29 protein-coding genes and 2 pseudogenes are annotated in these 23,200 nt (G+C 34.3%); 25 read left to right on the top strand and 6 right to left on the bottom strand.

Annotated features, from left to right (window positions below; genetic code table 11):
• Positions 1 to 93: pseudogene (locus BD809_RS08410) on the bottom strand (transposase); the annotation flags it as partial.
• A gap of 157 nt (positions 94 to 250) precedes the next feature.
• Between BD809_RS08410 and BD809_RS15600 the strand changes: the two are divergent.
• The 4 genes from BD809_RS15600 (at position 251) to BD809_RS08390 (ending at position 2,097) form a co-directional block, all read left to right on the top strand.
• Positions 251 to 514, top strand: a complete 264-nt coding sequence (locus BD809_RS15600) for a group II intron maturase-specific domain-containing protein (protein ID WP_262712885.1) — start codon at positions 251 to 253, stop codon at positions 512 to 514.
• 176 nt (positions 515 to 690) lie between these two features.
• Positions 691 to 990: a DUF1905 domain-containing protein gene (locus tag BD809_RS08400; RefSeq protein ID WP_211356704.1), complete on the top strand. Its 300-nt coding sequence runs from the start codon at positions 691 to 693 to the stop codon at positions 988 to 990.
• Positions 987 to 1,670 (top strand): helix-turn-helix transcriptional regulator, encoded by a 684-nt coding sequence (locus tag BD809_RS08395; protein ID WP_148782518.1) that lies wholly within the window; start codon positions 987 to 989, stop codon positions 1,668 to 1,670. Before BD809_RS08400 ends, BD809_RS08395 begins: the two co-directional genes overlap by 4 nt.
• A 40-nt stretch (positions 1,671 to 1,710) precedes the next feature.
• A complete protein-coding gene (locus BD809_RS08390; protein ID WP_148782517.1) occupies positions 1,711 to 2,097 on the top strand; it encodes a hypothetical protein in 387 nt (128 codons plus the stop codon).
• Between the two features lie 260 nt (positions 2,098 to 2,357).
• Here the strand turns inward: BD809_RS08390 and BD809_RS08385 are convergent.
• A pseudogene (locus BD809_RS08385) lies at positions 2,358 to 2,681 on the bottom strand (transposase); the annotation flags it as partial.
• Between the two features lie 232 nt (positions 2,682 to 2,913).
• Here BD809_RS08385 and BD809_RS15835 point away from each other — a divergent pair.
• The 7 genes from BD809_RS15835 (at position 2,914) to BD809_RS08345 (ending at position 8,853) form a co-directional block, all read left to right on the top strand.
• Positions 2,914 to 3,087 carry a hypothetical protein gene (locus BD809_RS15835; protein WP_246131475.1) on the top strand — a complete coding sequence of 58 codons (174 nt, stop codon included), beginning with the start codon at positions 2,914 to 2,916 and terminating at the stop codon, positions 3,085 to 3,087.
• Between the two features lie 175 nt (positions 3,088 to 3,262).
• Positions 3,263 to 3,844 carry a Crp/Fnr family transcriptional regulator gene (locus BD809_RS08375; protein WP_148782516.1) on the top strand — a complete coding sequence of 194 codons (582 nt, stop codon included), beginning with the start codon at positions 3,263 to 3,265 and terminating at the stop codon, positions 3,842 to 3,844.
• A gap of 52 nt (positions 3,845 to 3,896) precedes the next feature.
• Positions 3,897 to 4,550, top strand: coding sequence for a hypothetical protein (locus BD809_RS08370; protein WP_148782515.1), 654 nt, complete (start codon positions 3,897 to 3,899; stop codon positions 4,548 to 4,550).
• An 18-nt stretch (positions 4,551 to 4,568) separates the two neighbouring features.
• The gene (locus tag BD809_RS08365) at positions 4,569 to 5,012 is read left to right on the top strand and encodes a DoxX family protein (RefSeq protein ID WP_148782514.1); all 444 of its coding nucleotides are present in this window, start codon (positions 4,569 to 4,571) and stop codon (positions 5,010 to 5,012) included.
• 12 nt (positions 5,013 to 5,024) lie between these two features.
• Positions 5,025 to 5,564, top strand: coding sequence for an NADPH-dependent FMN reductase (locus BD809_RS08360; RefSeq protein ID WP_148782513.1), 540 nt, complete (start codon positions 5,025 to 5,027; stop codon positions 5,562 to 5,564).
• A 468-nt stretch (positions 5,565 to 6,032) separates the two neighbouring features.
• On the top strand, positions 6,033 to 7,280 hold the full coding sequence (locus BD809_RS08355) for a cation:proton antiporter (RefSeq protein ID WP_148782512.1): 1,248 nt from the start codon (positions 6,033 to 6,035) through the stop codon (positions 7,278 to 7,280).
• 367 nt (positions 7,281 to 7,647) lie between these two features.
• Positions 7,648 to 8,853 (top strand): amidohydrolase family protein, encoded by a 1,206-nt coding sequence (locus tag BD809_RS08345; protein WP_148782510.1) that lies wholly within the window; start codon positions 7,648 to 7,650, stop codon positions 8,851 to 8,853.
• A gap of 689 nt (positions 8,854 to 9,542) precedes the next feature.
• On the opposite strand, the gene BD809_RS08340 is transcribed toward BD809_RS08345, so the two are convergent.
• Positions 9,543 to 9,953 (bottom strand): hypothetical protein, encoded by a 411-nt coding sequence (locus BD809_RS08340; protein WP_148782509.1) that lies wholly within the window; start codon positions 9,951 to 9,953, stop codon positions 9,543 to 9,545.
• A 573-nt stretch (positions 9,954 to 10,526) separates the two neighbouring features.
• On the opposite strand from BD809_RS08340, the gene BD809_RS08335 reads away from it, so the two are divergent.
• Positions 10,527 to 11,615 (top strand): hypothetical protein, encoded by a 1,089-nt coding sequence (locus tag BD809_RS08335; RefSeq protein WP_148782508.1) that lies wholly within the window; start codon positions 10,527 to 10,529, stop codon positions 11,613 to 11,615.
• Positions 11,616 to 11,771: 156 nt separating this feature from the next.
• Here the strand turns inward: BD809_RS08335 and BD809_RS15595 are convergent, their stop codons facing one another.
• Positions 11,772 to 11,918, bottom strand: a complete 147-nt coding sequence (locus BD809_RS15595; RefSeq protein ID WP_170251829.1) for a hypothetical protein — start codon at positions 11,916 to 11,918, stop codon at positions 11,772 to 11,774.
• 373 nt (positions 11,919 to 12,291) lie between these two features.
• On the opposite strand from BD809_RS15595, the gene BD809_RS08330 reads away from it, so the two are divergent.
• The 7 genes from BD809_RS08330 (at position 12,292) to BD809_RS08300 (ending at position 16,887) form a co-directional block, all read left to right on the top strand.
• Entirely contained in the window at positions 12,292 to 12,864 is a 573-nt protein-coding gene (locus BD809_RS08330) for a sigma-70 family RNA polymerase sigma factor (RefSeq protein WP_148782507.1), read from the top strand.
• Between the two features lie 66 nt (positions 12,865 to 12,930).
• Positions 12,931 to 13,419: a VOC family protein gene (locus BD809_RS08325; RefSeq protein ID WP_211356703.1), complete on the top strand. Its 489-nt coding sequence runs from the start codon at positions 12,931 to 12,933 to the stop codon at positions 13,417 to 13,419.
• Between the two features lie 324 nt (positions 13,420 to 13,743).
• Positions 13,744 to 14,865: a serine hydrolase domain-containing protein gene (locus BD809_RS08320; RefSeq protein WP_246131473.1), complete on the top strand. Its 1,122-nt coding sequence runs from the start codon at positions 13,744 to 13,746 to the stop codon at positions 14,863 to 14,865.
• A gap of 12 nt (positions 14,866 to 14,877) precedes the next feature.
• Positions 14,878 to 15,210, top strand: a complete 333-nt coding sequence (locus BD809_RS08315; RefSeq protein ID WP_148782506.1) for a DUF6249 domain-containing protein — start codon at positions 14,878 to 14,880, stop codon at positions 15,208 to 15,210.
• Positions 15,200 to 15,778, top strand: a complete 579-nt coding sequence (locus tag BD809_RS08310; RefSeq protein WP_148782505.1) for an RNA polymerase sigma factor — start codon at positions 15,200 to 15,202, stop codon at positions 15,776 to 15,778. Before BD809_RS08315 ends, BD809_RS08310 begins: the two co-directional genes overlap by 11 nt.
• Positions 15,775 to 16,080: a hypothetical protein gene (locus tag BD809_RS08305; protein WP_148782504.1), complete on the top strand. Its 306-nt coding sequence runs from the start codon at positions 15,775 to 15,777 to the stop codon at positions 16,078 to 16,080. Before BD809_RS08310 ends, BD809_RS08305 begins: the two co-directional genes overlap by 4 nt.
• Positions 16,081 to 16,338: 258 nt before the next feature.
• Positions 16,339 to 16,887 carry a DUF7010 family protein gene (locus tag BD809_RS08300; protein WP_246131472.1) on the top strand — a complete coding sequence of 183 codons (549 nt, stop codon included), beginning with the start codon at positions 16,339 to 16,341 and terminating at the stop codon, positions 16,885 to 16,887.
• Between the two features lie 101 nt (positions 16,888 to 16,988).
• Here BD809_RS08300 and BD809_RS08295 read toward each other — a convergent pair whose 3' ends face one another.
• Positions 16,989 to 17,345, bottom strand: coding sequence for a winged helix-turn-helix transcriptional regulator (locus BD809_RS08295; protein ID WP_246131470.1), 357 nt, complete (start codon positions 17,343 to 17,345; stop codon positions 16,989 to 16,991).
• Between the two features lie 98 nt (positions 17,346 to 17,443).
• Here BD809_RS08295 and BD809_RS08290 point away from each other — a divergent pair, with 98 nt between their 5' ends.
• The 3 genes from BD809_RS08290 to BD809_RS15960 are packed head-to-tail and all read left to right on the top strand — an operon-like array spanning position 17,444 to position 19,442.
• A complete protein-coding gene (locus BD809_RS08290; RefSeq protein ID WP_148782503.1) occupies positions 17,444 to 18,430 on the top strand; it encodes a zinc-dependent alcohol dehydrogenase family protein in 987 nt (328 codons plus the stop codon).
• 11 nt (positions 18,431 to 18,441) lie between these two features.
• Positions 18,442 to 19,305, top strand: coding sequence for a DUF4437 domain-containing protein (locus tag BD809_RS08285; RefSeq protein WP_148782502.1), 864 nt, complete (start codon positions 18,442 to 18,444; stop codon positions 19,303 to 19,305).
• A 2-nt stretch (positions 19,306 to 19,307) separates the two neighbouring features.
• A complete protein-coding gene (locus BD809_RS15960) occupies positions 19,308 to 19,442 on the top strand; it encodes a hypothetical protein (RefSeq protein ID WP_262712884.1) in 135 nt (44 codons plus the stop codon).
• 525 nt (positions 19,443 to 19,967) lie between these two features.
• On the opposite strand, the gene BD809_RS15590 is transcribed toward BD809_RS15960, so the two are convergent.
• Positions 19,968 to 20,123, bottom strand: a complete 156-nt coding sequence (locus BD809_RS15590) for a hypothetical protein (protein WP_170251827.1) — start codon at positions 20,121 to 20,123, stop codon at positions 19,968 to 19,970.
• Positions 20,124 to 20,475: 352 nt separating this feature from the next.
• On the opposite strand from BD809_RS15590, the gene BD809_RS08280 reads away from it, so the two are divergent.
• From BD809_RS08280 to BD809_RS08270, 3 genes are all read left to right on the top strand, one after another.
• Positions 20,476 to 20,964 (top strand): hypothetical protein, encoded by a 489-nt coding sequence (locus tag BD809_RS08280; RefSeq protein ID WP_148782501.1) that lies wholly within the window; start codon positions 20,476 to 20,478, stop codon positions 20,962 to 20,964.
• A 196-nt stretch (positions 20,965 to 21,160) separates the two neighbouring features.
• The gene (locus BD809_RS16000; RefSeq protein WP_317130859.1) at positions 21,161 to 21,562 is read left to right on the top strand and encodes a class I SAM-dependent methyltransferase; all 402 of its coding nucleotides are present in this window, start codon (positions 21,161 to 21,163) and stop codon (positions 21,560 to 21,562) included.
• A 583-nt stretch (positions 21,563 to 22,145) separates the two neighbouring features.
• Positions 22,146 to 23,180, top strand: coding sequence for a DUF5694 domain-containing protein (locus BD809_RS08270; protein WP_148782500.1), 1,035 nt, complete (start codon positions 22,146 to 22,148; stop codon positions 23,178 to 23,180).
• Positions 23,181 to 23,200: the final 20 nt, after the last annotated feature.

The raw sequence follows: 23,200 nt of genomic DNA, 5'->3' as shown, positions 1-23,200 counted from the left end.
GCTACTACTTAAGATACCATAATGCCGTATTCTGGTAAAGCCTTTTGGCAGGATGTGTAAACAAAAGCGTCTAATGAACTCGGCATCGGATAAGATCAGTTTGTATTTTCTAGGTTTTCAGTTTCGTGTGATCCGATCCAAGTTCAGTCGGAACAAGAAAAATTATACCAATGTTCGTCCTAGTATGCGATCCCGAAGTAAACTATTTGCAAAACTAAGGGAATTGTTTAACAAATGACGCCATTGGAGTATAGCATGGATTGTTTGGAAACTGAATCAAACACTGATCGGATGGTTAAACTACTTTTCGATAGCTAAAACCACTCATATCTGGGAAACGGTGAAGATCCTCAAGAAACATCTGGATTACAAGCTTTATAAATGGATGAGAGCAAAAGGAAGAAAAGCGCATCGGGTGCGTCGCCAGCGCCCCTATGATACCTTAGTTAAGTTTTATAAACTATTGGATATAGAAAAGTATGCTCGCTTAAAAACACTTTCGAAAGCGCAATGAAGAACGCTATCGGTAAGCCGTATGAGCGAAAAGTTCACGTACGGTTTGATGAAGGGGGCACTGATAGTTCTAGAATATTTATATCTTTAACAGATACAAATAGGAGTAGGACTATCAGGCTCTACTCTACTGCCCAATTAGAACAAACCAAGAACTGAATCAAAATAGACAAGAAATTGCAAGCCAGAATTAAATACGAGTTTTCAGGTAAAATTTGGAAACACAATGCAAGTGGAGGATGGTTTTTTGTCTCTTTGCCAAAAGATATTTCTAAAGAAATTCGAGAACACTTAAAATGGCAAGAAGAAGGTTGGGGAAGAATGAAGGCCACTGCTAACGTAAATGGAATTGAATGGGAAACAGCGATTTGGTTCGACAAAAAACTTGATACCTATCTACTTCCAATAAAAGCTGACATTAGAAGAAAAGCCAATCTGAATTTAGATGATAAAATTTCAGTTATTATATCAATATGAACAGACTCACAAGAATAACTGCAATACTTATTCAACTGCAATCAAAAAAGGTTGTAACAGCAAAAGAGATAGCTGAACGCTTTGAAATCAGCCTGAGAACAGTATATAGAGACATTAAGACACTGCAAGAGGCAGGAGTACCAATCGGTTCAGAAAATGGAGTTGGGTACTTTATAGTTGATGGTTATAGATTGCCACCTATATCACTAACCGAAGAAGAAGCAAACAGCTTAATTGCATCTGAAATATTTATTAAAAATCAAGGTGATAAATCACTATCCAAAAATTTCAATTCATTGCTTTTTAAAATTAAAGCAACACTTAAAAATTTTCAGAAAGACAATTTAGAATTACTTTCAAATCGAACTATAAACTTTCGCAAAGGTGATATCATTGAGAGCAATTGGCTATCGGATATTCAAAATGCTATTTCAGCAAAAACACAGGTTAACATTTCATACAACTCGCTTTATAAAGAAGAGCTTACTAAACGAAATATTGAACCACAAGCTATCTATTTCACCAATAATGTATGGATTGTAATAGCTTTTTGCCACCTTCGAGATGAACTGCGAGAGTTTAGATTAGATAGAATCATTCACCTAAACAGCACTTTATTACCTTTTGAAAAGCAAAATGACTTCAGTTTACAAGAATATTTTGAAAGTTTCCAAACATAGTTGACATAGGGCTGTCACTTGCTCATTTTACTTTTGACCTATGAAAAAATTAATCATTGGTTTAATCGTCTTGTCTGCATTCAGTTGTGAGCAGTCGGACACAAAGAAAAGTAATATGGAACAAGCAAGAATTATCGAAATGGTACTGTGGAAATCTGTAGATGGCATAGGTCCAAAAAAAGCAAAAGAATCCATTACAAAGCTCAACGACTTTGTAAGTAGACAACCTGGATTTGTAGCAAGAAAAACCGCTTTGGCAGAAGATGGAAAGTTTTTAGACATTGTTTACTGGACAGACTTAAAGTCGGCAAAAGACGCGTCCGAAAAAGCAATGAAAACCGAAGAACTAATGCCTATTTTCAGCACAATCGACCAAAAAGAAATGGCTTTCCAACACTTTGAAATATTCAATGGAATAGAAAAATAACTGGGCACAATAACTAAGCCTTCATGCGGTCGGTACGACCGAGCATGAAGGCCGTGTTGACTAAACCGGGTCGATATTAATTAGTATGGGGATTGCTAAGTGTTTCTATAGAGTTAGATGACGTTGAACATGTTCAACATACCTTGTTCTTGCGGTTTTATGAAGGTCTCTTTCTACTTGTTATAGCGGTTGTGATGATTTTATAACGCGATTGTATCCTCTTTTTGATATTTCTTTTGTTTTTGGTCATAAGTATCCTGTTACCCGACAAGGGTGTTACTTTTTGGGGCAGTATGTTTACTCTTTATCATTTTGAGCCAGTGATTTGGCGGTCCTCTTCTACCAAAAGTGTGCACCGTTACCAGTATTCCTTTCTTACAGTTTGGACACCTGCGATGTTGTATGGGATGTTTATTTTTTATTGCTGGTTTTTCTGTTAGTTGACCTTTAAGTAAGGGTAGCACTTTGTTCTTTATGCTACTACTTAAGATACCATAATGCCGTATTCTGGTAAAGCCTTTTGGCAGGATGTGTAAACAAAAGCGTCTAATGAACTCGGCATCGGGTAAGAGTAGTTTATATTTTCTAGGTTTTCAGTTTCGTGTGATCCGATCCAAGTTCAGTTGGAACAAGAAAAATTATACCAATGTTCGTCCTAGTATGTGATCCCGAAGTAAACTATTTGCAAAACTAAGGGAATTGTTCAACAAATGACGCCATTGGAGTATAGCATGGATTGTTTGGAAACTGAATCAAACACTGATCGGATGGTTAAATCACTTTTCGATAGCTAAAACCACTCATATCTGAGAAACGGTGAAGATTATCAAGAAACATCTGGATTACAAGCTTTATAAATGGATGAGAGCAAAAGGAAGAAAAGCGCATCGAGTGCTGCGCCAGCGTCCCTATGACACCTTAGTTAAGTTTTATAAACTATTGGATATAGAAAAGTATGCTCGCTTAAAAACACTTTCGAAAGCGCAATGAAGAACGCTATCGGTAAGCCGTATGGGCGAAAAGTTCACGTACGGTTTGATGAAGGGGGGCACTGATAGTTCTAGAATATTTATATCTTTAACAGATACAAATAGGAGTAGGACTATCAGGCTTTACTCTATGCAATAATGAAATACACAAAATAATTCTTGAAATTACTGAGAAAATGAAGTATGAATTAATTTTAAAAAATATCAGTCGCTTTATAAATCTAAATCAAGAAGAACAAGATTTATATATTTCTTTATTTACAGAAAAGAAAATTAAAAAAAAAGATTTCTTACTTAGGCAAGGAGAAATAGCTAGGCATGACTACTTTATTACTAAAGGTTGCTTAAAAGTCTATAATATAGACACTAAAGGCTCCGAACACATATCTATGTTTGCGGTTAAGGATTGGTGGTCAGGTGATATGGCAAGTTTTATAACTCAACAACCTGCAAATTATTTTATACAAGCTCTTGAAGAATCTGAAGTGTTACAAATTTCAAAAGAAAATTTTGATTTATTATTTGAACGAATACCAAAATTTGAACGTTTTTATAGAATTTTATATCAAAGATCATTAGTTACCTATATTCAGCGATCTGATCAAAATATTTCATTTAGTGCTGAAGATCGTTATCTCAACTTTATCAAAAAATATCCTTCCTTACTCAATCGAATTTCTCAAAAAAACATTGCCGCTTACTTAGGAGTTACACCTGAATTTTTGAGTTTGTTACGAAAAAAAATGGCTTCTATGTAATTTCTTAATGTACATTATTTTTCTCTGCTGCAAAGATCCTGTTCTTTGTAATATGAAAAAAATAAATACTTTTTTAATGCTATCCCTTTTGATTTTTAGTCAAAAAGCGATAGCCCAAATCACACAATTAGAACTTGCTTCTGGAATTGCTAAAACTGATTTCACTTATTTTTCAATTCGACCAATTGATGACAATAAAATATTCTCTATTTCAACTTTAGCTTTCTTTCAAAAATATCATGAAAAGGAAAATATAATTTTTGACGAACTTGGAGTACAAACTACAGCTTTTTGGAATTTTAGCAAACATATATCTATCGGACCTTCTCTTTATCATAATAGTGTTGCTGGCTTTTCTGAAAGAATCTCTTTACTATTCTCCACAAAAGCAAAAAGATTTTCCTTCACTACTATCCCTTCAATTGCTCATTTAGAGTTAACGAATTTCATTAATGGAGAATTGTTTGTTCAATTGCAATATATGCAACCTTTAAAAAAACAATGGAGTTTATTATTTAGCGCTCAAATACTTACCCATTGGGATAAATTTTCAACACATGCACGAAGTTTTCAACAAGTAAGAACAGGACTTTCCTATAAAACAACCCAATTTGGTCTAGCTGCAGACTTTGATCAATATGGTAAAACACCAATAAAAAAAATATCGGTAGGGCTCTTCGTAAAGAAAACATTTCTTCATAATTAATAACTAAAAACAACAAAAATGATACGTAAAATTATTAAAACAGATGACAATTGGGGGCAATTAATTGCTCGCTTCACACTCGGATTAGTGCTATTTCCTCATGGAGCGCAAAAAATGCTAGGGCTATTTGGCGGTTATGGATTTACAGCAACTATGGATTCTTTAACCCATCAAATGCAATTACCTTGGCTAATAGCATTTTTGGTAATCATAACAGAGTTTTTTGGAGCAATCTTCTTAATTATTGGGTTTTCAAGTAGAATTTGGTCATTAGCAATACTATTTCTATTCATAGGAATAATTTTCACAGCACAAATTGAACATGGTTTTTTCATGAACTGGTTTGGAGTTCAAAAAGGAGAAGGTTATGAATATTCGCTACTTATTATAGGTTTAGCTACATCAACTCTAATAAATGGTGGCGGAAAATTTTCTTTAGACAATGAAATCATACAAAAATAAGCAAAGTATAAAATGAAAAAAATAATAGCCTTAGGAGGAAGTAATAGTAAACACTCTATAAATAAAACACTAGCCACTTATGTAGCTAATAAAGTTGAAAATGTAGAAGTAAATATTGTAGATTTAAATGATTTTGAGTTACCTCTTTATGGAATTGATTTCGAAACTGAAAATGGAATTCCTGAAAATGCAATAAGACTAAATAGTCTAATAGAGTCTACAGATGGATTGGTTATCTCATTGGCAGAGCATAATGGGTCTTATACAGTATTTTTCAAAAATACGCTGGACTGGCTATCCAGAATTGATATTAAAGTATGGAAAGATAAACCAATATTACTATTGGCAACTTCTCCAGGTGTTAGAGGTGGCATAATAGTCTTGCAATCTGCCAAAACATATTTCCCGTATCTAGGAGGTAATGTGATTGCAGATTTTTCATTGGCAAATTTCTATGAATCCTTTTTAGATAATGAAATTTCTAATGCCGAATTAAAAAAAGAATTGAATCATAAAATTCAACTTTTTGAGCAAAAATTGAATGATAAATAGAGCTAGATGACGTTGAACATGTTCAACATACCTTGTTCTTGCGATTTTATGAACGTTTCTTTCTACTTGTTATAGCGGTTGTGATGATTTTATAACGCGATTGTATCCTCTTTTTGATATTTCTTTTGTTTTTGGTCATAATTGTCCCGTTACCCGACAAGGGTGTTACTTTTTGGAGCAGTATGTTTACTCTTTATCATTTTGAGCCAGTGATTTGGCGGTCCTCTGCTACCAAAAGTATGCACCGTTACCAGTATTCCTTTCATATAGTTTGGACACCTGCGATGTTGTATGGGATGTTTATTTTTTATTGCTGGTTTTTCTGTTAATTGGCATTTAAGCTAGGGTAGTATGTACTTCCCTTCTTAACTTAAATCGCTATTAATATGTCAAAAGAATAATAAGCAGTTAGATTATAGCATATTTATTCGGTGGCAATGTGCTAAATTTGTATGTAACTCTGATGCGATGAATAAATATTATATCATTTTATTAATAGTGGGCATTACATCGCTATTTGCAAGTTTTCTACCCATTCTATTAAAGAAATTTAAGATCAGTTTTACCATACCACTACTATTTCTTGGAGCTGTTTTATATCTGCTCGATACACCCTTACCATGGCCGGATCCTACATGGCCTTTGGATTTTGCTCTTCATTTTACCGAATTGGTTGTGGTTATCAGTCTTATGGTCGCGGGATTAAAAATCGGTCTTAACTATTCCTGGAAGGAATGGAGAAATCCGCTTAGATTATTAGCTATTATGATGCCGTTATATATCGTCATCGTATTTCTGATTTCGTACTATTTTTTAGATCTTGATGGTCCGGTAGCTTTACTCTTGGCAGCCATTTTAGCACCTACAGATCCAGCGCTTGCTTCAGAAATTCAGTTGAACAAAAAACAGACCGTCGCTAGCAAAAATGTCGGGGTACAGTACAACCTAACCGCAGAAGCCGGACTCAACGATGGGATGGCTTTTCCGTTCGTATTTTTAGCCATTTTGTGGTCTAAAAATGAAACGATGGGATTCGACCAGTGGGCAGAATGGATTGGTTTTTATGTGATTTATAAAGTTGCGGTAGGTGTGCTTGTGGGTATGATTTTAGGTTATTCATACAGCTTTGTCACTCACAAGTTAAGTGATGTAAACGAACGACGGATACATCCGGCCTTTGTAGCGTTATCCTTAACACTTATATCTTACGGACTAGCTGAAATTCTAAATTCGTACGGATTTTTAAGCGTGTTCTTTGCCGGACTTTTTGCGAACTACAAAAAACATCGAGAAAATAAAACTACTGAAAGTGACCCAAGTTTATATTTTATATCCAACACAGAAAAATTCCTGATCATTTTTTGGATGGTCTTTTTCGGAGGGTCAATCGTTGCCGGCATCTTAGAATTTAACACAACAAATTCAGTAATCTTAAGTGTAGTCCTTGTATTTCTGTTAAGACCCTTATTAGGTTTTGTAAGCCTTTTGAAAACAAACCTCAGCAAAAGGAAAAAATTGGCTATATCGTTTTTTGGAATCCGCGGAGTTGGCTCTGTATTCTACCTCACTTATGGTATCAAACATGGTGATTTTGAAGACGTTAACAACCTCTATTCTATTGTAGCGTTGGTAATTTTGATCTCTATTTTTTTACATGGATTAACTGCGAAACGTGTAATGGAAAAATTAGAAGATGCCACAAACGAACGTGAATAGCACCTATATTATTTTGTTTTTGGTGTTGAGACATGTTGCTATTGAACATTTAGGAAATGGGATTTGGAAAGTCTTTTTTAGAAATGTATTTTTAGGTTTCTTTGATGAGAGAGATCTTAGAAACAAACAACAATCGACAAGGTTAAAAACTAATTTACTGTAACGTTTAATCTTAAACCTGTGTAAAGGATGTCCCTTAACGAACATTTAAAAAACAGAGAAGAATGAAAAAAAAGAAACAATTTTACTACTAACAATCTTACTTGGTTTTGTTACACACGTCATTTCTCAGGAAACCACTGAATATACAATTGTGATAACCAACGTTACAATAGTAGATGTTGAAAATTTATCTCAATTAGATGATATGACTATCATAATTGAGAACGATAAAATCAAATCTATCCAGCAAAGTGATATCGCAAATGTCAGTAGCGTTGGACAAACAATTAATTTAAAAAGACATTATGTCGTTCCCGGTTTAATTGACTCACACGTTCATCTCTTTAGGCCAAAAAATCGAAATAAAATTTTAAATCAACTACTTTATTCTGGAATTACAACAGTTCGAGATATGGGAGGAGATGCGAGAATATACCAATCATTAAATAAAGAAATTAAACAAGGTACTTTACTGGGCCCTGACATCTATTATTCAGCCAATGTTTTTGGCCCAAAATTTCTCAAGGACCCTAGAACCAAGTTTGCTAATATGGGCTATGAACCTGGTACTGCGCCTTGGATGCGGCTGATAGAAAACACATCTGATATAGAAAAAATTGTAAGTGAAGCCAAAGAAGCTGGCGTGACGGGACTAAAAGTGTATTCTAACATAAGTCCTGAATTACTCTCTAAAATTAGTTCTGTTGCTCATAAAAATGCTCTAAAAATGTGGAGCCATTCTAGCATTTTCCCAAGTAAGCCATCTGATGCAGTTAATGCACAAATAGATGTTCTATCTCACAGTGTTGGAATGATTTTCGAAAAGGAAAGTAATATGCCTGACTCTTTCAACGAGGCTATAAGAAATTCGTTACCCAGTCAAGACTTTAAAAATACCACAGCGAATGATTCAGAATTTATAGAACTTTTTCATAAAATGAAATCAAAGGACATAATTTTTGAACCAACATTATCTGCTTGGAGCCTAAAACTTCGACCTAGAAAGGCTAAAACAGAAAATAATTCAGAAAGTGATAATCCAACTAAGCATCTTTCTATAGCTGGAAGTAAAATGGATGTAGCCTCAATGGATAACTGGGCACAGAGAATAACCACAGAAGCATATAAAAATGGCGTAACCATAGCTGCGGGAACTGATTTAAATCAAAACATTAAATGGGTTCAAGATGAAGTCAAATTACTGACTGAATGCGGATTTTCTAATATCGAGGCTATTAAGGCAGCAACTCTAAACAATGCAAAAGTTATTGGAATTGACAATATGTATGGTTCTATTTCGGAGGGAAAGGTTGCAAATCTTTTAGTACTTTCAGAGAATCCTTTAGATGAAATTGAGAATATTAGGACAGTAGTTTCGGTATTTAAGAACGGAATTGAATACAAAAAATAAAAAGGTATGCTAACAACTAAGCATTCATGCGGTTGGTACGACCGAGCATGAATGCCGTGTTGACTAAACTGGATCACTATTAGTTAGTATTGGGATTGCTGTGCAAATAACCACGTGCTATGATGCCATGGTAACTGGTGTAGACAGAACTAGCAAATTTAAAACACTACAACAAGCAGGCGATGATGCAGTCATCGACTCTACAAAGAAGACTTTATTAAAAGTGGGATGAAGTACAATTACAACCTGAATATGGCGAGGCATTGGCCCATGTTAGACAACAAAAAGCACTCAATAAAGAGGGCAGATGCCTGCCCGTTGGTTGCTCCTCTCTGCTCATACTGAAGTGTATCTTATTCGGTCACTGTTTTCTCTGTTCAGCGGCAAAGAGCTATAAATCTTGGCTCATCAATCAAATAAATACATAGATGAGCTGCTGCGTATGGAAAGCGGAAGAAATCTTAAGACGTACGTAGACGGTATCTTTTCCTTGCAGATGAACTATTTTGGGGATGGGAAATGCCTGGGAAAACTGAATATATCAATAAAAAGACTCATTGCAACTAAAATCATTGGCTTCCTTAGGACCTATGTGCTAATAAAGGGCTACAATAAGCAGTAGATATAGGTTGAGACTAAAATGAAGAAATAGCCATGCTTACTGAAAAGCGAAGCATTCAGCAACATATTCAAAACTCTTTCTTTAGGATAAGTGAATCCAATTTATAGACCTCAATTCTGGTGGTGTCTCCAGCACGATTAAAAAATACCCAAGTAGAATCCTTTAAGTATGGCCCATTTGGCTCCAGCCTTTTTCGGTAGGTTAAAGAGACGGGCTTACCTCCTCTATAGGTTACGAGGCGCTCTAATGTTTGACCACCCTCAAGAAAACTGAGCTGTTTACCCGTAGTTTCATACGGATTGGAAGAAATGTAAACCACTGCAATAGGCACCAAAATACTCATAAATAAAAGAATGATCGTACTTCGTGCTCTTTTATTATTAAACCAGCTTTTCCATTTAACCAGTGACCAGATAATGAAAACGAGTGATGATAAAAACAAGTAAGCAAAAAACGCCAATCCACTAAAAATAGCCATACCATGATTTTGGCTTTCTGAGTTGCTTATCAACTTGATTATGATTATCACATGTATAATTATCAACACAGTTAGCTTCCAATTCCAGTTCTTCCTCATGTAGATATTGCTTAATTCAATGTTTATTTAGTAGCTAGACAAATTCAATTAGCAACAAATATACCAAGATTTAAAGGGTGAACCACATTTAGATTGCTCATAATAAAAAATAAAAACTTATAATATGAGATTTAACAATAAAGCGTGATATCATTGGCACTATAATTGACAAACTTCTGTATCGATAATTAATCTCTTATGAAATATCTCTCATATATCTTCATTGCATTTCTAATTGCCTGCAATGATAAAAATGAAACAACGCGTGAAAAAGCACCAAATATCTCAAAAAGGATAGTTGACATGAAGCAGATGGAGCCGGAGATTGCCGATTATTCACATAAGACTCTTCACTCAAGTATTCAATCATATAAAGCACCTATAGCTTTGCTGGAAACAGAGAAATTTCGCATTCGTATTGACAAACTGGAGGACGGAGGTTATCGCTATGCTTCTTGGAACAGAGGGGCATCTATGAAGGTCAAACCCAGCCTTGCACTGAGGATGGACAAAGAGGAGCTTATCCAAAAGGGTGAAAACGACATCTATTCCTTCAATAATGGTAAATATACCTACACCGTAATAATCAACCGTGAAAAGCAAGACCGCTATCACCTGTCTACCCTACGCGTAGATAATGGCAACAGCAATCTCTTGGAAGTAACAGCAAAATTTCGATCCTACACGGATGAAATCAATTTCCCTTGGGCCGTCCTTACCAGGACAGGTTATAATCCCAAGTTTTATAGTGACTCTACGCTCATCATTGACGAGAAGCTTTATGAAAAGCTTCAAATGAACAAGGTTTTTGACTTATCATCTTATGATCGAACCATCGTAAACTACCTATATGAAACCAATGATATTCATCATGTTGAGATCAATGTTGATAGTATGGAAGAATACTTCTACTTCCTTGTCACTTATTCTCATGATTTGCAGCTGATCGATCATCAGCAGGTAGGCAAGGGTGATCCACATCATGGATTTTGGTATCAATCATATGACATCATCCCTCAAGCAGAGGCCAGTTTAATTGTGAGATCTTCCTACAGGTTGAATGACAAAGAGGACATACTGAAAGCAAGAGACACCTTGATGCTGCTGCATAACGGAACCTTTACCAAACTTAGTTTAAACTCTAATAGGTATGGAGGAACTTTTGCTTATCAATCTGAAGGTGACGGACCTTATGGAACTGCATACCTTTATCCAAATAGTGATAACACTTTACTTTTTCATTTGGATCTTAATCGAGGAGCTCCCTCATACAACATGGGCTCAATCACTGGGCAAATGCATTTAAAAACTAATGGTACAGCATCGTTCATCCAAGTAGAGCCAGCATATTTAAATTGTAATCTTAAGTTTGTTTTTAAAGATGACCTTCTAATGGTGCGGACTGTAGGTCAGGCCAACGCTTGCGGTTTTGGATTTGGGGTATCTGCCAATGTTGACTTTAAGAAAACCAATACAGAGGTGCCACAATATTTTCTGAATGGTGAAGGGGACCAAGTATGGTTTAAAAAACTAAACATGAAATCTTCATTCGGTAAAAAATAGCCAAGAAAGTAAGTACTAACACCAAAATTACAAATGAAGCGGATCACTATTCAGATATATAATGGTATTATTTACCCGTTTTAGCCCAATAGTACTTTAATTACGCAAATCGTTTATCAAATTGTTTTTTGCTAACAAAATAGAAAGCGTTGTTGTTCATATTTTACGTCTAATATCAATATCCTTGAACCGTTCATCTTTTAGTTCTTTACATAATAATCGTGGATCAATTTTATCAGTTTTTTGAAACTGAGCTTTGGCCGGTCTATGAACATCTGCAGGATTTACCACTATACATGTCATCCAAATAATATAAATATACGATGAATAGCTAAACTTATAACTTTCAGACTCATAACAGTAATGTACCTGATGGCCCTTGAAATGTCTATCACAATATTTATTGTAGTGCATAGGCAGTTGAAGGAATGGCAAGAGTCGCCCCATCAAAAAGATCTGTGGCTGTATGAATTTTTCAACTTCGCTTGTGTACGTCGATTACAATAAATAACTTTGGGTTGGTGGTATGCTTTGTTTTCATAATAAATTAGTTAAGAGTTCTTTATTATATAACTTAGTATACCGCTTTTACATTGTTGCTAAAATTCATTGCTAATGTAATCTACTTGTCTAATTGGTAGCTGAATACCTAATTAATTTTACACAGGCTGTAAGAATGGAAATTACAGAATACAAACAAGTGTGGAGTATATGGAATAAATCTAAAGAGAAGTTGTATGGATATGTCTTATCACGATTTGGAAATACAGAACTTGCAGAAGAAGTTACGCAAGAAGTATTATTAAAAATTCATAAATCATGTTGTTCACAGCACGAAATAAACAATTTAAACTCTTGGTTATATCAAATTGCACATAATGCATCCTTAGATATTCTAAAAAAAGAAGCAAAAAAAAGAGAATTGATTGGAATAGATGGAGATCAAGAAAATTTAAACAAATGGGAAGAGTTATCATTGTTTTTAGAACCTCTTGTAGATTTTTTGCCTAAAAAATATGCGGTTCCTTTAAAGATGGCAGATTTTGAAGGGATTTCTCAAAAACAAATAGCTGTTAAACTAGGGCTTGGTATTAGTGCAACTAAAAGTAGAATACAGCGAGCTCGGGTATTGTTAAAACAAGAAATTATAACCTGTTATCATCTGGAAACATACAAATATGGAGTTCCCATACATATTGATCTAAAAGGTACTTGTAAGCCACTTATAGCTTTGAAGAAAAAAAAATAGAATTTTTTGCGTCTTTTTATTACAACTGAAGTCTTGACATAAATAGTAATCATTAAAACAATAAAAATGAGAAGATTTCATGTTCACGTAAGAGTAAAAAATTTTAAAGAGAGTATAAATTTTTATAACGCTTTATTTGGTAAAGCCGTCACATTGGTGAAACCTGATTATGCTAAATGGATGTTAGATGATCCAAGCATTAATTTTGCGATATCAACAGGTCACAAGGAAACAGGTATAGAGCATCTAGGGCTTCAATTAGATACTGCAGAAGAGTTACAAGTTGTATATTCTAATATGGAAAAAGCAAAAGGAGAAATATTTGAAGAGGGAGATTGTACCTGTTGTTATTCTAAAAGTCAAAAGTCATGGATAACAGATCCACAAGGTGTTGATTGGGAAGCATTTTACACACATGGCACCGCAACAGTTTATGGAGAAGGAATTAATGCCAGACCAGCACCGGAGGTAATGGAGGAATGGGAAGGAAATGATGGAATTAATGCAACTATAGATCAAACAAGTGAAACTTGCGATGGAAGTTGTTCAATATAAATAGAGTAGTAACATCAGAAACCAGCCGGTACGCTTATATAAAAACAATAGCGGTTTTTGTGTTTACACAAAAACCGCTATTGTTTTTTAATTTAGTAGGTTACTATTTGAAAACCTAGATTTAATCTGTAAAAGTTTGTTTGCTACTCTCTATGTATTTTATAAGTATAGTACGTCCTATGTGGCTTTTTGATCCTATAAAAGAATCTTAAAAAACTCTACTAGCAAAAAAATGAGTTCATTTTGTAACATTTTTCCGAGTCATCTTGTCCAATTAATATGAGCGCTCAATACATAAAGTATTCACAATTAAAATTGACAAAGATGAACCCATTACCAACCCTAATGAAAAATTCTATAATGTTACTGTTTTGCACAGCATTAGCTTTTAATTCTTATGCCCAATCAAATAAGAAAATGATTACCGCAGTTAATGGAAATAAAATTTCTTCAACTACACTTGACGCAAAAATTGATAGTATCCTTAGAGCAGTACATATGCCCGGGTTATCCATCGCAATAATAAATAATTCAAAAATGGTATATCATAATACGTTTGGAGTTATAAATAGTGAAACTAAAGAAGCTGTTGACAAGCAGACTATTTTTGAAGGAGCTTCTCTAAGTAAGCCTATTTTTGCATACTTCGTTATGAAAATGGTCGAAAATGGCAAACTTGACCTAGACAAACCGCTATATGAGTATTTACAACATCCAGGAATAGCTGAAAACTCAAAAGAAGCTTATAAATTAATAACCGCGCGTATGGTGTTATCGCATCAAACTGGATTTCCAAATCATGCAAACGGTAAAGAAATTGAACTCGCCTTTACGCCAGGTACCGATTTTATGTACTCTGGAGAAGCTTTTCAGTATCTAGCTGCTATTATTGGGATGTTGAATGGTGTTGGTTTTAAAAGCGAACTAAATAGCCTTTTTCGAAAAGAAGTCACCCAACCCTTAGCTATGACCCATACAACATTTGTGTGGGATGAATATTTGGACAAACACAAAGCCTTTGGCCACGATGACGATGGAAAGCCCACACAAAATAACCCATCTTATGGTGGTTGGAGTGGTAACTCTTTTAATGCATATTCCAGTTTACACAGTGAAGCAAAAGAATATGCTCATTTTTTAATTGCATTACTTAAAAGAAAAGGCTTGAAAGATGCAATCTTTAGCGACATGCTAACCGAGCATACACATTTCAGAGATGACAATCCATTGAAAAAGGAAATTGGGCAAACAGGCTGGGGATTGGGAATGGCTCAAAAATCTACCGATAACGGAATAATGCATATGCATACAGGGAACAATCATGACTTTCAATCCTATATGATGATACATCCAAAAAAGAAATTTGGAATTGTTTTCTTTACCAATAGCAATAAAGCAATACCTTTTATCGAAAGTTTAAGTACTGTAATTGGACCTGTCTTTTAAAAAAATAAAACTATGAATACAACAACACAAGAGGTTATTTTTGGGATAGCATTCTTCGCCCTAATAACCACAGTAATTTTTATAATCGCTCGCTATACGTATTTGATACGAAAAGCGATGGCAGAAAGTGGATTGCAAGCCCCTAAAACTCTTACAAAGAGCAGGTTGATGCACATTGGCGGTATTTTAATCGGTCTTGGTCTTGGATTAATGGTTTCCTCTGTTTTTACCTTATGGGAGCTTAATGAGGATACTGCAGACTTGCTCATTTGGGGAACGATAGTGCTTTTCGGCGGCTTTGGGCTAATTGGCGCACATCTTTTGGACGAGAAATTTGGGAGATAAGATACAGGATAGTGATATCGAGCTTATAACTAAGGTACGGAATGGCGATTTAAACGCCTTCCGTAGTTTAGTGAATTTGTATAAGGACAAATCATTGTCATTAGCAGTCTCGATTGTAAAGAATGAAACTGTGGCAGAAGACATTCTGCAAGATGTATTCATGAAGATGTCTAGAAACATTGGAACGTTTAAATTTAAATCAAAATTTTCAACTTGGCTGTATAAAATAGTGGTCAATACGTGCTATACCGAATTAAAAAAGAAGAAAAATAATATTTCACTTGAAGAAAATGAAGGTGCTATTTATTACGTTTCTGTCATGGAGGAAGTTCCAAGTCTAAAACTGGAAGACCAACAATTATATATCCATAAAGCAATGAAGCGATTGAAGGCAGATGAGGCATTGGTATTACGACTCTTTTATTTATGTGAAATGAGTCTAAAAGAAATCGAAATAATTACAAAATTTAGCACCTCAAAAATACGGGTAGATTTACATCGGGGCCGTAAAAATTTACATTTAATACTTAAACAACTGCTTGGGGATGAAATTGATAATTTACTATGAAAGATAAAGATATCAAAAAACTTATAGAAAAGAGTGAAGTAGCTACAAGTGTTGACTTTACCGATAAGGTAATGCAGAAGATTGAAGCTCAAAATGTGCTACCGAGCTCAATCACCATCTGGTCATTGCGTCAAATAATTGTTGGATTTATACTGGTAACAGTAATTTCTATTTATTTGATCCATCATTTTTTAGGACTTAAAATTTTAGCTGGCAATATTGCAGTTCCATTTTTTTGGACGTTACTTTTACTAATGGGTTTAAACTATTTGCTAACAATTAACAGATATAAAAAAATATAGGACCGACTCATTTTGATTATTCGATTCGTCTGCATAGTATAGACATAAAATGCATGTCATGTTTGGCAACTTCAAGGTATACGGCCAAGTACACAGCAGGTTCTAATACCTATTACAAAACGAATTTATTGAGTGAATCTTTTTTTACACTACATACTATTACCAATTCAACTGAAAAAACGTAACTTTTGATCCTCAACGAATTGCTATAAGAACCCATTGTGTTGAAAAACCTGTACTAAAAAAATAAGTTAAATTATGCTGGATATACCTTTTAAAGACTTACAAAAAGATATGCGTGACGCCTACGTAGGAGGCGGAACAGGTGTTTTAGCCTCAAGTATTGTATGGTTTGTCTCAGGAATAGTTGCAATTTATGCAACCAAAGAAATGAGTATTTTAACTTTCTTTCTAGGTGGTATGCTGATCTACCCTTTAGGAATGGTTTCTACAAAGCTATTCAATAGAACAGGTAAGCACCAAAAAAATAATCCTCTCGCTTTTTTGGCTTTCGAAAGTACCATAATTTTGTTTATTGGTCTATTCATGGCGTATGCGATCTTCCAAATAGAAAAACAATGGTTTTTTCCTGTAATGCTTATGATAATTGGTGCAAGGTATTTGGTGTTCCAATCAATTTACGGAATGAAAATATATTGGCTATTGGGACTTTTATTGACAGCATCAGGAATAATATGTTTGATTTCTAATCAACCATTTCAAATAGGTGGAATAGCAGGTGGAGTCGTTGAAGTCATTTTTGGGGGGTTGATCATTCAATTAGATAGAAAATCTAATCAAAGTTGATTCCCAAAGAGCACAGGGCGCTAACTAATTTACTGTGGAAGCCTAATTTTAAACTTATGTAAAGGATGTCTCTTACCGAACGGCTGCACTGAATATCAGATCTATTTTGAAAATTTTTCAACCACAGAATCGCCCCAATCCGCAATGGATTGAATTAACGGAATTAAAGTCTTTCCAAAATCAGTTAGAGAATATTCAACTTTTAAAGGCGGTTTAGAAGTAAAGACCGTTCTTTTAATTAAACCATCTTCTTCTAAAGCCTTTAGTTGAAGGCTCAAGGTTCTTTCAGTTACGGTTGGCATTGATTTTCTCAATTCGTTATACCTCAATTTTTCATTCATCAAATGAAAGAGGATAACTGTTTTCCATTTCCCACCAATAATTCCCATTGTTAAACTTGCACAACAAGGATATACATTCCCTCTAAATTCAAGCATTTTTGGTTCCGCTGTTTCCATATATTTTATACTATCATTTTTGACCGTTATTGCAAAGATAGAATACTATACTTAAGTTTGCAACTATAAAATATATAGCAATTAAAAATCAGCACATTATGAAAGTAATGATTGTCAATGAATATGGGGAAAACGCAAGCTTTGAGTCAAGAGAAATAGAAAATCCAACGCTTAAAAGTGGCCAGGTATTGGTAAGGATTTCTGCATCTAGTATCAATACAGTAGATACAATGATTAGAAATATGGGAAACGATTTACCCTTTGCACCAGCAACACCAGCAATACTAGGAATGGACTTTGCGGGAACAATTGAAAAAATAGGAACAGACGTTACTGAATTTTCGGTGGGAGATGAAGTCTATGGTTGCGCAGGGGGACTTGCAGAATTACAAGGAACATTGGCGGACTATATTGCTGCTGATAGTAAATTGATTGCAAGAAAACCAAATAACCTGACAATGAGAGAAGCTGCTGCGCTGCCTTTGGTAGGTATAACTGCTTACGAAGGTCTAATTCGAGCAAATATCATAAGTGGTCAAAAAGTTTTGGTACATGGCGGAACCGGTGGTGTTGGGCACGTAGCTGTGCAATTAGCCAAACATTTTGGAGCAAATGTATATGCAACAGTTGGCGGAGAAAAACAAATGCAAGTTGTGGAAGATTATGGTGCAAAAGCCATAAATTATAAAACAGAACAAGTAGAAGATTACGTCAATAAACATACAAATGGCGTGGGATTCGATATCGTGTTTGATTCCGTAGGTGGAGAAAATATGCTTAAATCTTTTGAAGCAGCAGCTCTTAATGGTCAAGTGACAACAACAGTGTCTTTATGTGAACTTGATTTAACTACAATGCACTTTAAAGGGCTATCGCTACATGTTGTATTTATGCTTATACCTATGTTACACAATTTCAAAAGAGAACAACACGGAGAAATTTTACGCAACATCGCAAAAATTGCCGAAGCAGGAGCATTGAAACCTTTGTTAGACGAACAACAATTTTCTTTAGATACTGTTCAAGATGCATACGCAAGACTTGAAAGCAAAAAAGCAATAGGAAAAGTAGTGGTGGAAAACTAAGAAATAATGTTATGACTTTAAGATTTGTATACACAGCACTAATTGTATCATTTTTGTTTTTAACCTCTTGTAAAGATAACAGACAGCTAAAAAATGAAGCTGAAAACAATAATTTTGAGCAGGTAGAAAATCCAACAAACAAAGTTCTGTTAAGTAGCGAAATTAAATGGGAAAAATTAAATCCTGCAAGAGGAGATCAAAGTCCACAAGCGGGAACCATTTGGGGTGATAGAAACGATGAAGTTGCCACTGGATTTTTGGCAAAGTTTGTTGACGGATTTTCATCACCACCACATATTCACAATGTAACTTACCGAGCTGTAGTTATTAAAGGAAGTATTCATAATGACGATCCACAGGCTGCAACTATGTGGATGAAACCAGGTAGTTTTTGGACACAACCCAAAGGAGAATCACATATTACTGCTGCCAAAGGTGAAGAAAATTTAGCATTGGTTGAAATTGATAAAGGACCGTATTTAGTGCAACCAATAGAGGAAGCGTACGACAACGGAGAGCGACCAATTAACATTAATGCCTCAAATGTAGTTTGGCTAAACAGTAAACATACAAATTGGATTGATTCTAATAGTAAAGCTGAACTAAGTTTTCTATGGGAAGCCAAGGACTCAAAAGGACTTTTTATAAAACTTCCAAAAACATTTAGTGGAAGCCTACAATCAGATAGATCGGTTTTACATTCGGTGGTAATTGAGGGTGAATTGAACTATACACTCCCTCAAAATCAAGAAACAAAAATATTAGACGCTGGTAGTTATTTTAGTTCAACTAACAAAGCAATTCATTCAATTTCAACCTCAAAAAATGACGTTATCCTTTACATAAGAACAAATGGGAGTATAAAAATTAATTAACTATGAAAACAATATTAATTACCGGAAGTACAGATGGAGTTGGTAAACTTAGTGCCCTAAAACTTACGTTTTTAGAACAAGTCTTGATTCTTATTTTAAAAGAAGATAAAAACTCAATTAAACCAAAGTTTTGGTGATGAACCTATAACCATTTAATGGGGTGTATTGTACCTACTAGTACCTGCTGTAAACAAATTAGACGTGGCCACCGTAATTATTCCTATGGTAAATATGGATAATAAACAGCATAGCCCAAATCAGAATATTAGAATCGGAGACATAAGAGATGCTATAAAGATCAGTTTATATATTCTAAACATGCCTTCAAAATATCATTTAAAGCATTTTGTCTAATAATCTTTTAATAGTTCCAATTAAAGTCCTTAAGTAAGCATTAGCGAGGTAGGTGTTACAGGAAATAAAAACAGCGCTGATTGTACTGAGTTAGTATTTTTACTTTTATGGATTGTATAATGCGCGTAGCTACTTCTTAAGTTCCAGAAGTCTGACGAGATATTTGTCTGAGACATAAGCATACTTTGCGCTACTTTAAATATCGCTAATAGCTGTTTTTTCAAAAAGTACTCTTTACTGCAGACCGTAAAAGAAAAGCAAGTTTCAACCCGCTACTTTTTATATATTCATAAAAGCAAAGGTTAATCCTATGGTTGATCCTCATCCGGACACACAGGACAAATGCCACTACTGGTACATGTCACATCACACGGGTCGCATGTACAACTTTGATAGCCGCCACCGTTAATAAATTGTTGTTCTGACTTACTCAGGACTTTACCTATATTTAATAAGGTTTTCATATTAAAAATGTTTAAAAATTATTTGAAACTATGAACATTTACCGGGAATCACGTAATACACTCTTCCTGTTTTCAAGGATGTATTTACTATCCTAAAATAAGAAATATAAACCACATCACAAAAAGTCTTATCTTTATAAATACTCTAGAACGATGACTACGTCTGTTTGAAGCGCATCACACTAAAATAATATGTAATAGATTAAAACATCGAATCAAATTAACTAAGATTTCTTACGCCAGTTCGTTTAGTTCACATTTTGCGAAATCTCTATTTGGATTTGATTTACTATATTAGTTAGTGAATCAGGTAACGCATTAATACAGGAACACGTCGCTTACAACTTTAAAAATGAATTATATAATTAACAGTATACCGTTTTTAATCATCGGAATCATTTTATATTTCTCATTGAAAAAGCAAATGAGAAAAGAGGATAAATATTTTGGTAAAAAACTACCTCTGACAAAAAGGGAAAATAAGATACTGGAAAATTATAAAGCAGTATATGTGGAGATTGCCTTTGATGCTCGACTACCAACTTTTGAGAAGGATAAATTCGAATTAGTGGATATAGCTAAAACTGCTACTGAAATTATTTATGACCATCCAATTCCAACTAAACAGGAAAAAGAACGAGTGGGGACAAAGCGTTTTGTGAAATTAAAATTCTTGGATAAAAATTTTGATGTAGAAAGAATTTGGGTAGAGATAACCGAAAGGGATGGAAAACTTTTTAAAGGAATGTTGAGAAATGAATCGTTATCAAATGATGCGTTGCAAAGTGAAAAGGAGTTTTGGTTTCATTCAAATCATATATTTCAAATTAGAAATAAATAAAACTGGTTACAGTTGGTTTCCCGATTTATATTTACGTTGCAATAATAGGTCTTGACTAAATCTTCTTAAGTTTGAAAGAATAGTTTGTCTAACCTATTCAGAAGAAATTACAAAACGTGAACAATTACGTAAAACGTGAGAAACTGGAGACCTATAGTATTTAAACATAATGTAATTCTCAATAATCGTTTTAGCTATGCATGATAACTGGACCAAAAAATGGGATGATAGGTATGAGCAAGAAGCGTATGCTTACGGAGTAGCACCTAATGTTTTTTTAAAAGATCAACTTCCCAAACTGAAACCCGGTGTCATACTTTTTGGTGCAGAAGGTGAAGGAAGAAACGCAGTGTACACTTCAAAATTAGGTTGGGATGTTAAGGCATTTGATATTAGTGAGCAAGGCAGGAAGAAAGCACTGCAATTGGCTGAAGAGAGTAGGGTAACTATAGATTATCAGGTTGGTTTGCTGCCTCAGTTAGATTTTCAAAATGCATCTTTTGATGCTATTGCCTTGTTTTATGCACATTTTCCGCCCAAAATTAAATCGGGTTATCATAAAATACTGGATAAGAAGCTTAAACGAGGTGGATTCTAATATTTGAAGCGTTTAGTAAAAATAATCTCGAGTACCGGAAAAAAGACGAAAAAATAGTTGCACCTCCGGATGTAGCTTCCTTACTTTCTATCGATGAAATAAAAGGAGTTTTAATAGGTATGACATACAACTCCTAGAAGAAAAAGAAATTCAATTGCAGGAGGGAGGCTATCATAATGGAAAAGGCTCGGAAATACGCTTTGTAGGAGTAAAAAGGTAGTTCAAAAAGGATACGAGGAACATCCATTAGTAAAATAATCAGAAAGTCACCCGAGCACTTACCTAAGGGAGATATTACGTCAATTACCTCAATAATTAATTCTAAAGGAATCATACAAGTTACATATTGTGTCGAGCGCTTTTAAATAGCTACACGTCATATATTCTGTATTCTCATTGTAAGATTTTTGAAGAAATTTATAACAAATAATGTAATGATAGGAACAAATGAAGAAATTGTCTTGCAGTTGTAATGTTCTGATAAACAACTGTTAATATTTACTTGTATTACTCATGAATATTATATGCGTAACAAAAGATACAAACTTGCGTCACACTATAAATACTTTAATAAAAAGATACAATGAAAAAATATTCTATAGTAGTAATACTCGTATTTTATTTATTTCCATTAATGACTAGGGCACAAGTTGATAAAACACAACTACTTGTGTTGGGAACCTCCCACTTACATCAAATGGCTGGTTTTGAAAATCAAATGTTATCCAATGTTATATCGAAATTAGATAGTTTTAATTTTGAGGTTATCGGAATTGAAAAAATGTCTGGTGAACTATTGAATGACATTGTATCAAGACGTGACAATGCATTTGACGGGATTACAAAAGGAGGTTTTGGGAAACCATATCTTAAAATGGCTGACACAATACAAATTGTTAAAGATTTTACGTTTGTAGAAGCTCAGAAAACTAGTGAAACCTTGTTGAGAAAAGAGCAGCTTACACCAAATGAACGGAAAGAATTAATATATAATTTACTCGCTATTACAGATATTCCATCTGCAGTATTGCAATATACTTACCTTGATGACACGTCAGTTTTTAAAACTGATTTTGATCAATATGTAGCAAAATTCTTGGAACAAAAAAGAACCAATCACAACGAATTTTATAGTTTGGCTGTTTCTTTAGCGATACAAGAAAGGATTCCATCCTTAGTGCCCATCGATAATTTTCAGGATGAGTCATTGTTACTAAAATTTTATCCTCAATTCATGCAGGATTTTCAGAATAATTCTGATATTTTAAAGAATATTGGTCAACAACCAATCTTCCATAAACTTAATAAAATTACCCAAGAAGGGATACAAGTAAAAGATTTATCAGAGTTATATACATTTCTCAATAGTCAAGAATTTATGGATCAAGACTATAGCGCACAATGGAAGGTGTGGCTTGAAACCAATTTTCCGTCAAAATCGGATCGTGCCAGATTTTCTTTGTGGGAAATGAGAAATTTGCAGATTACCGCAAATATCATGAATGTCATAGCACGTAATCCGGGAAAAAGAATATTGGTCATTATAGGTGCATCACACAAAAGTTTCTTGGAAAAATATCTTAAGCAAATAGAATATGTTGAAGTTCTTCAATATTAATAAGTAAACCATATACATCA

This window comes from Aquimarina intermedia (assembly GCF_008124785.1).
Taxonomy (GTDB): Bacteria; Bacteroidota; Bacteroidia; order Flavobacteriales; family Flavobacteriaceae; genus Aquimarina; species Aquimarina intermedia.
This window is presented reverse-complemented; position numbering and strand designations above follow the sequence as displayed.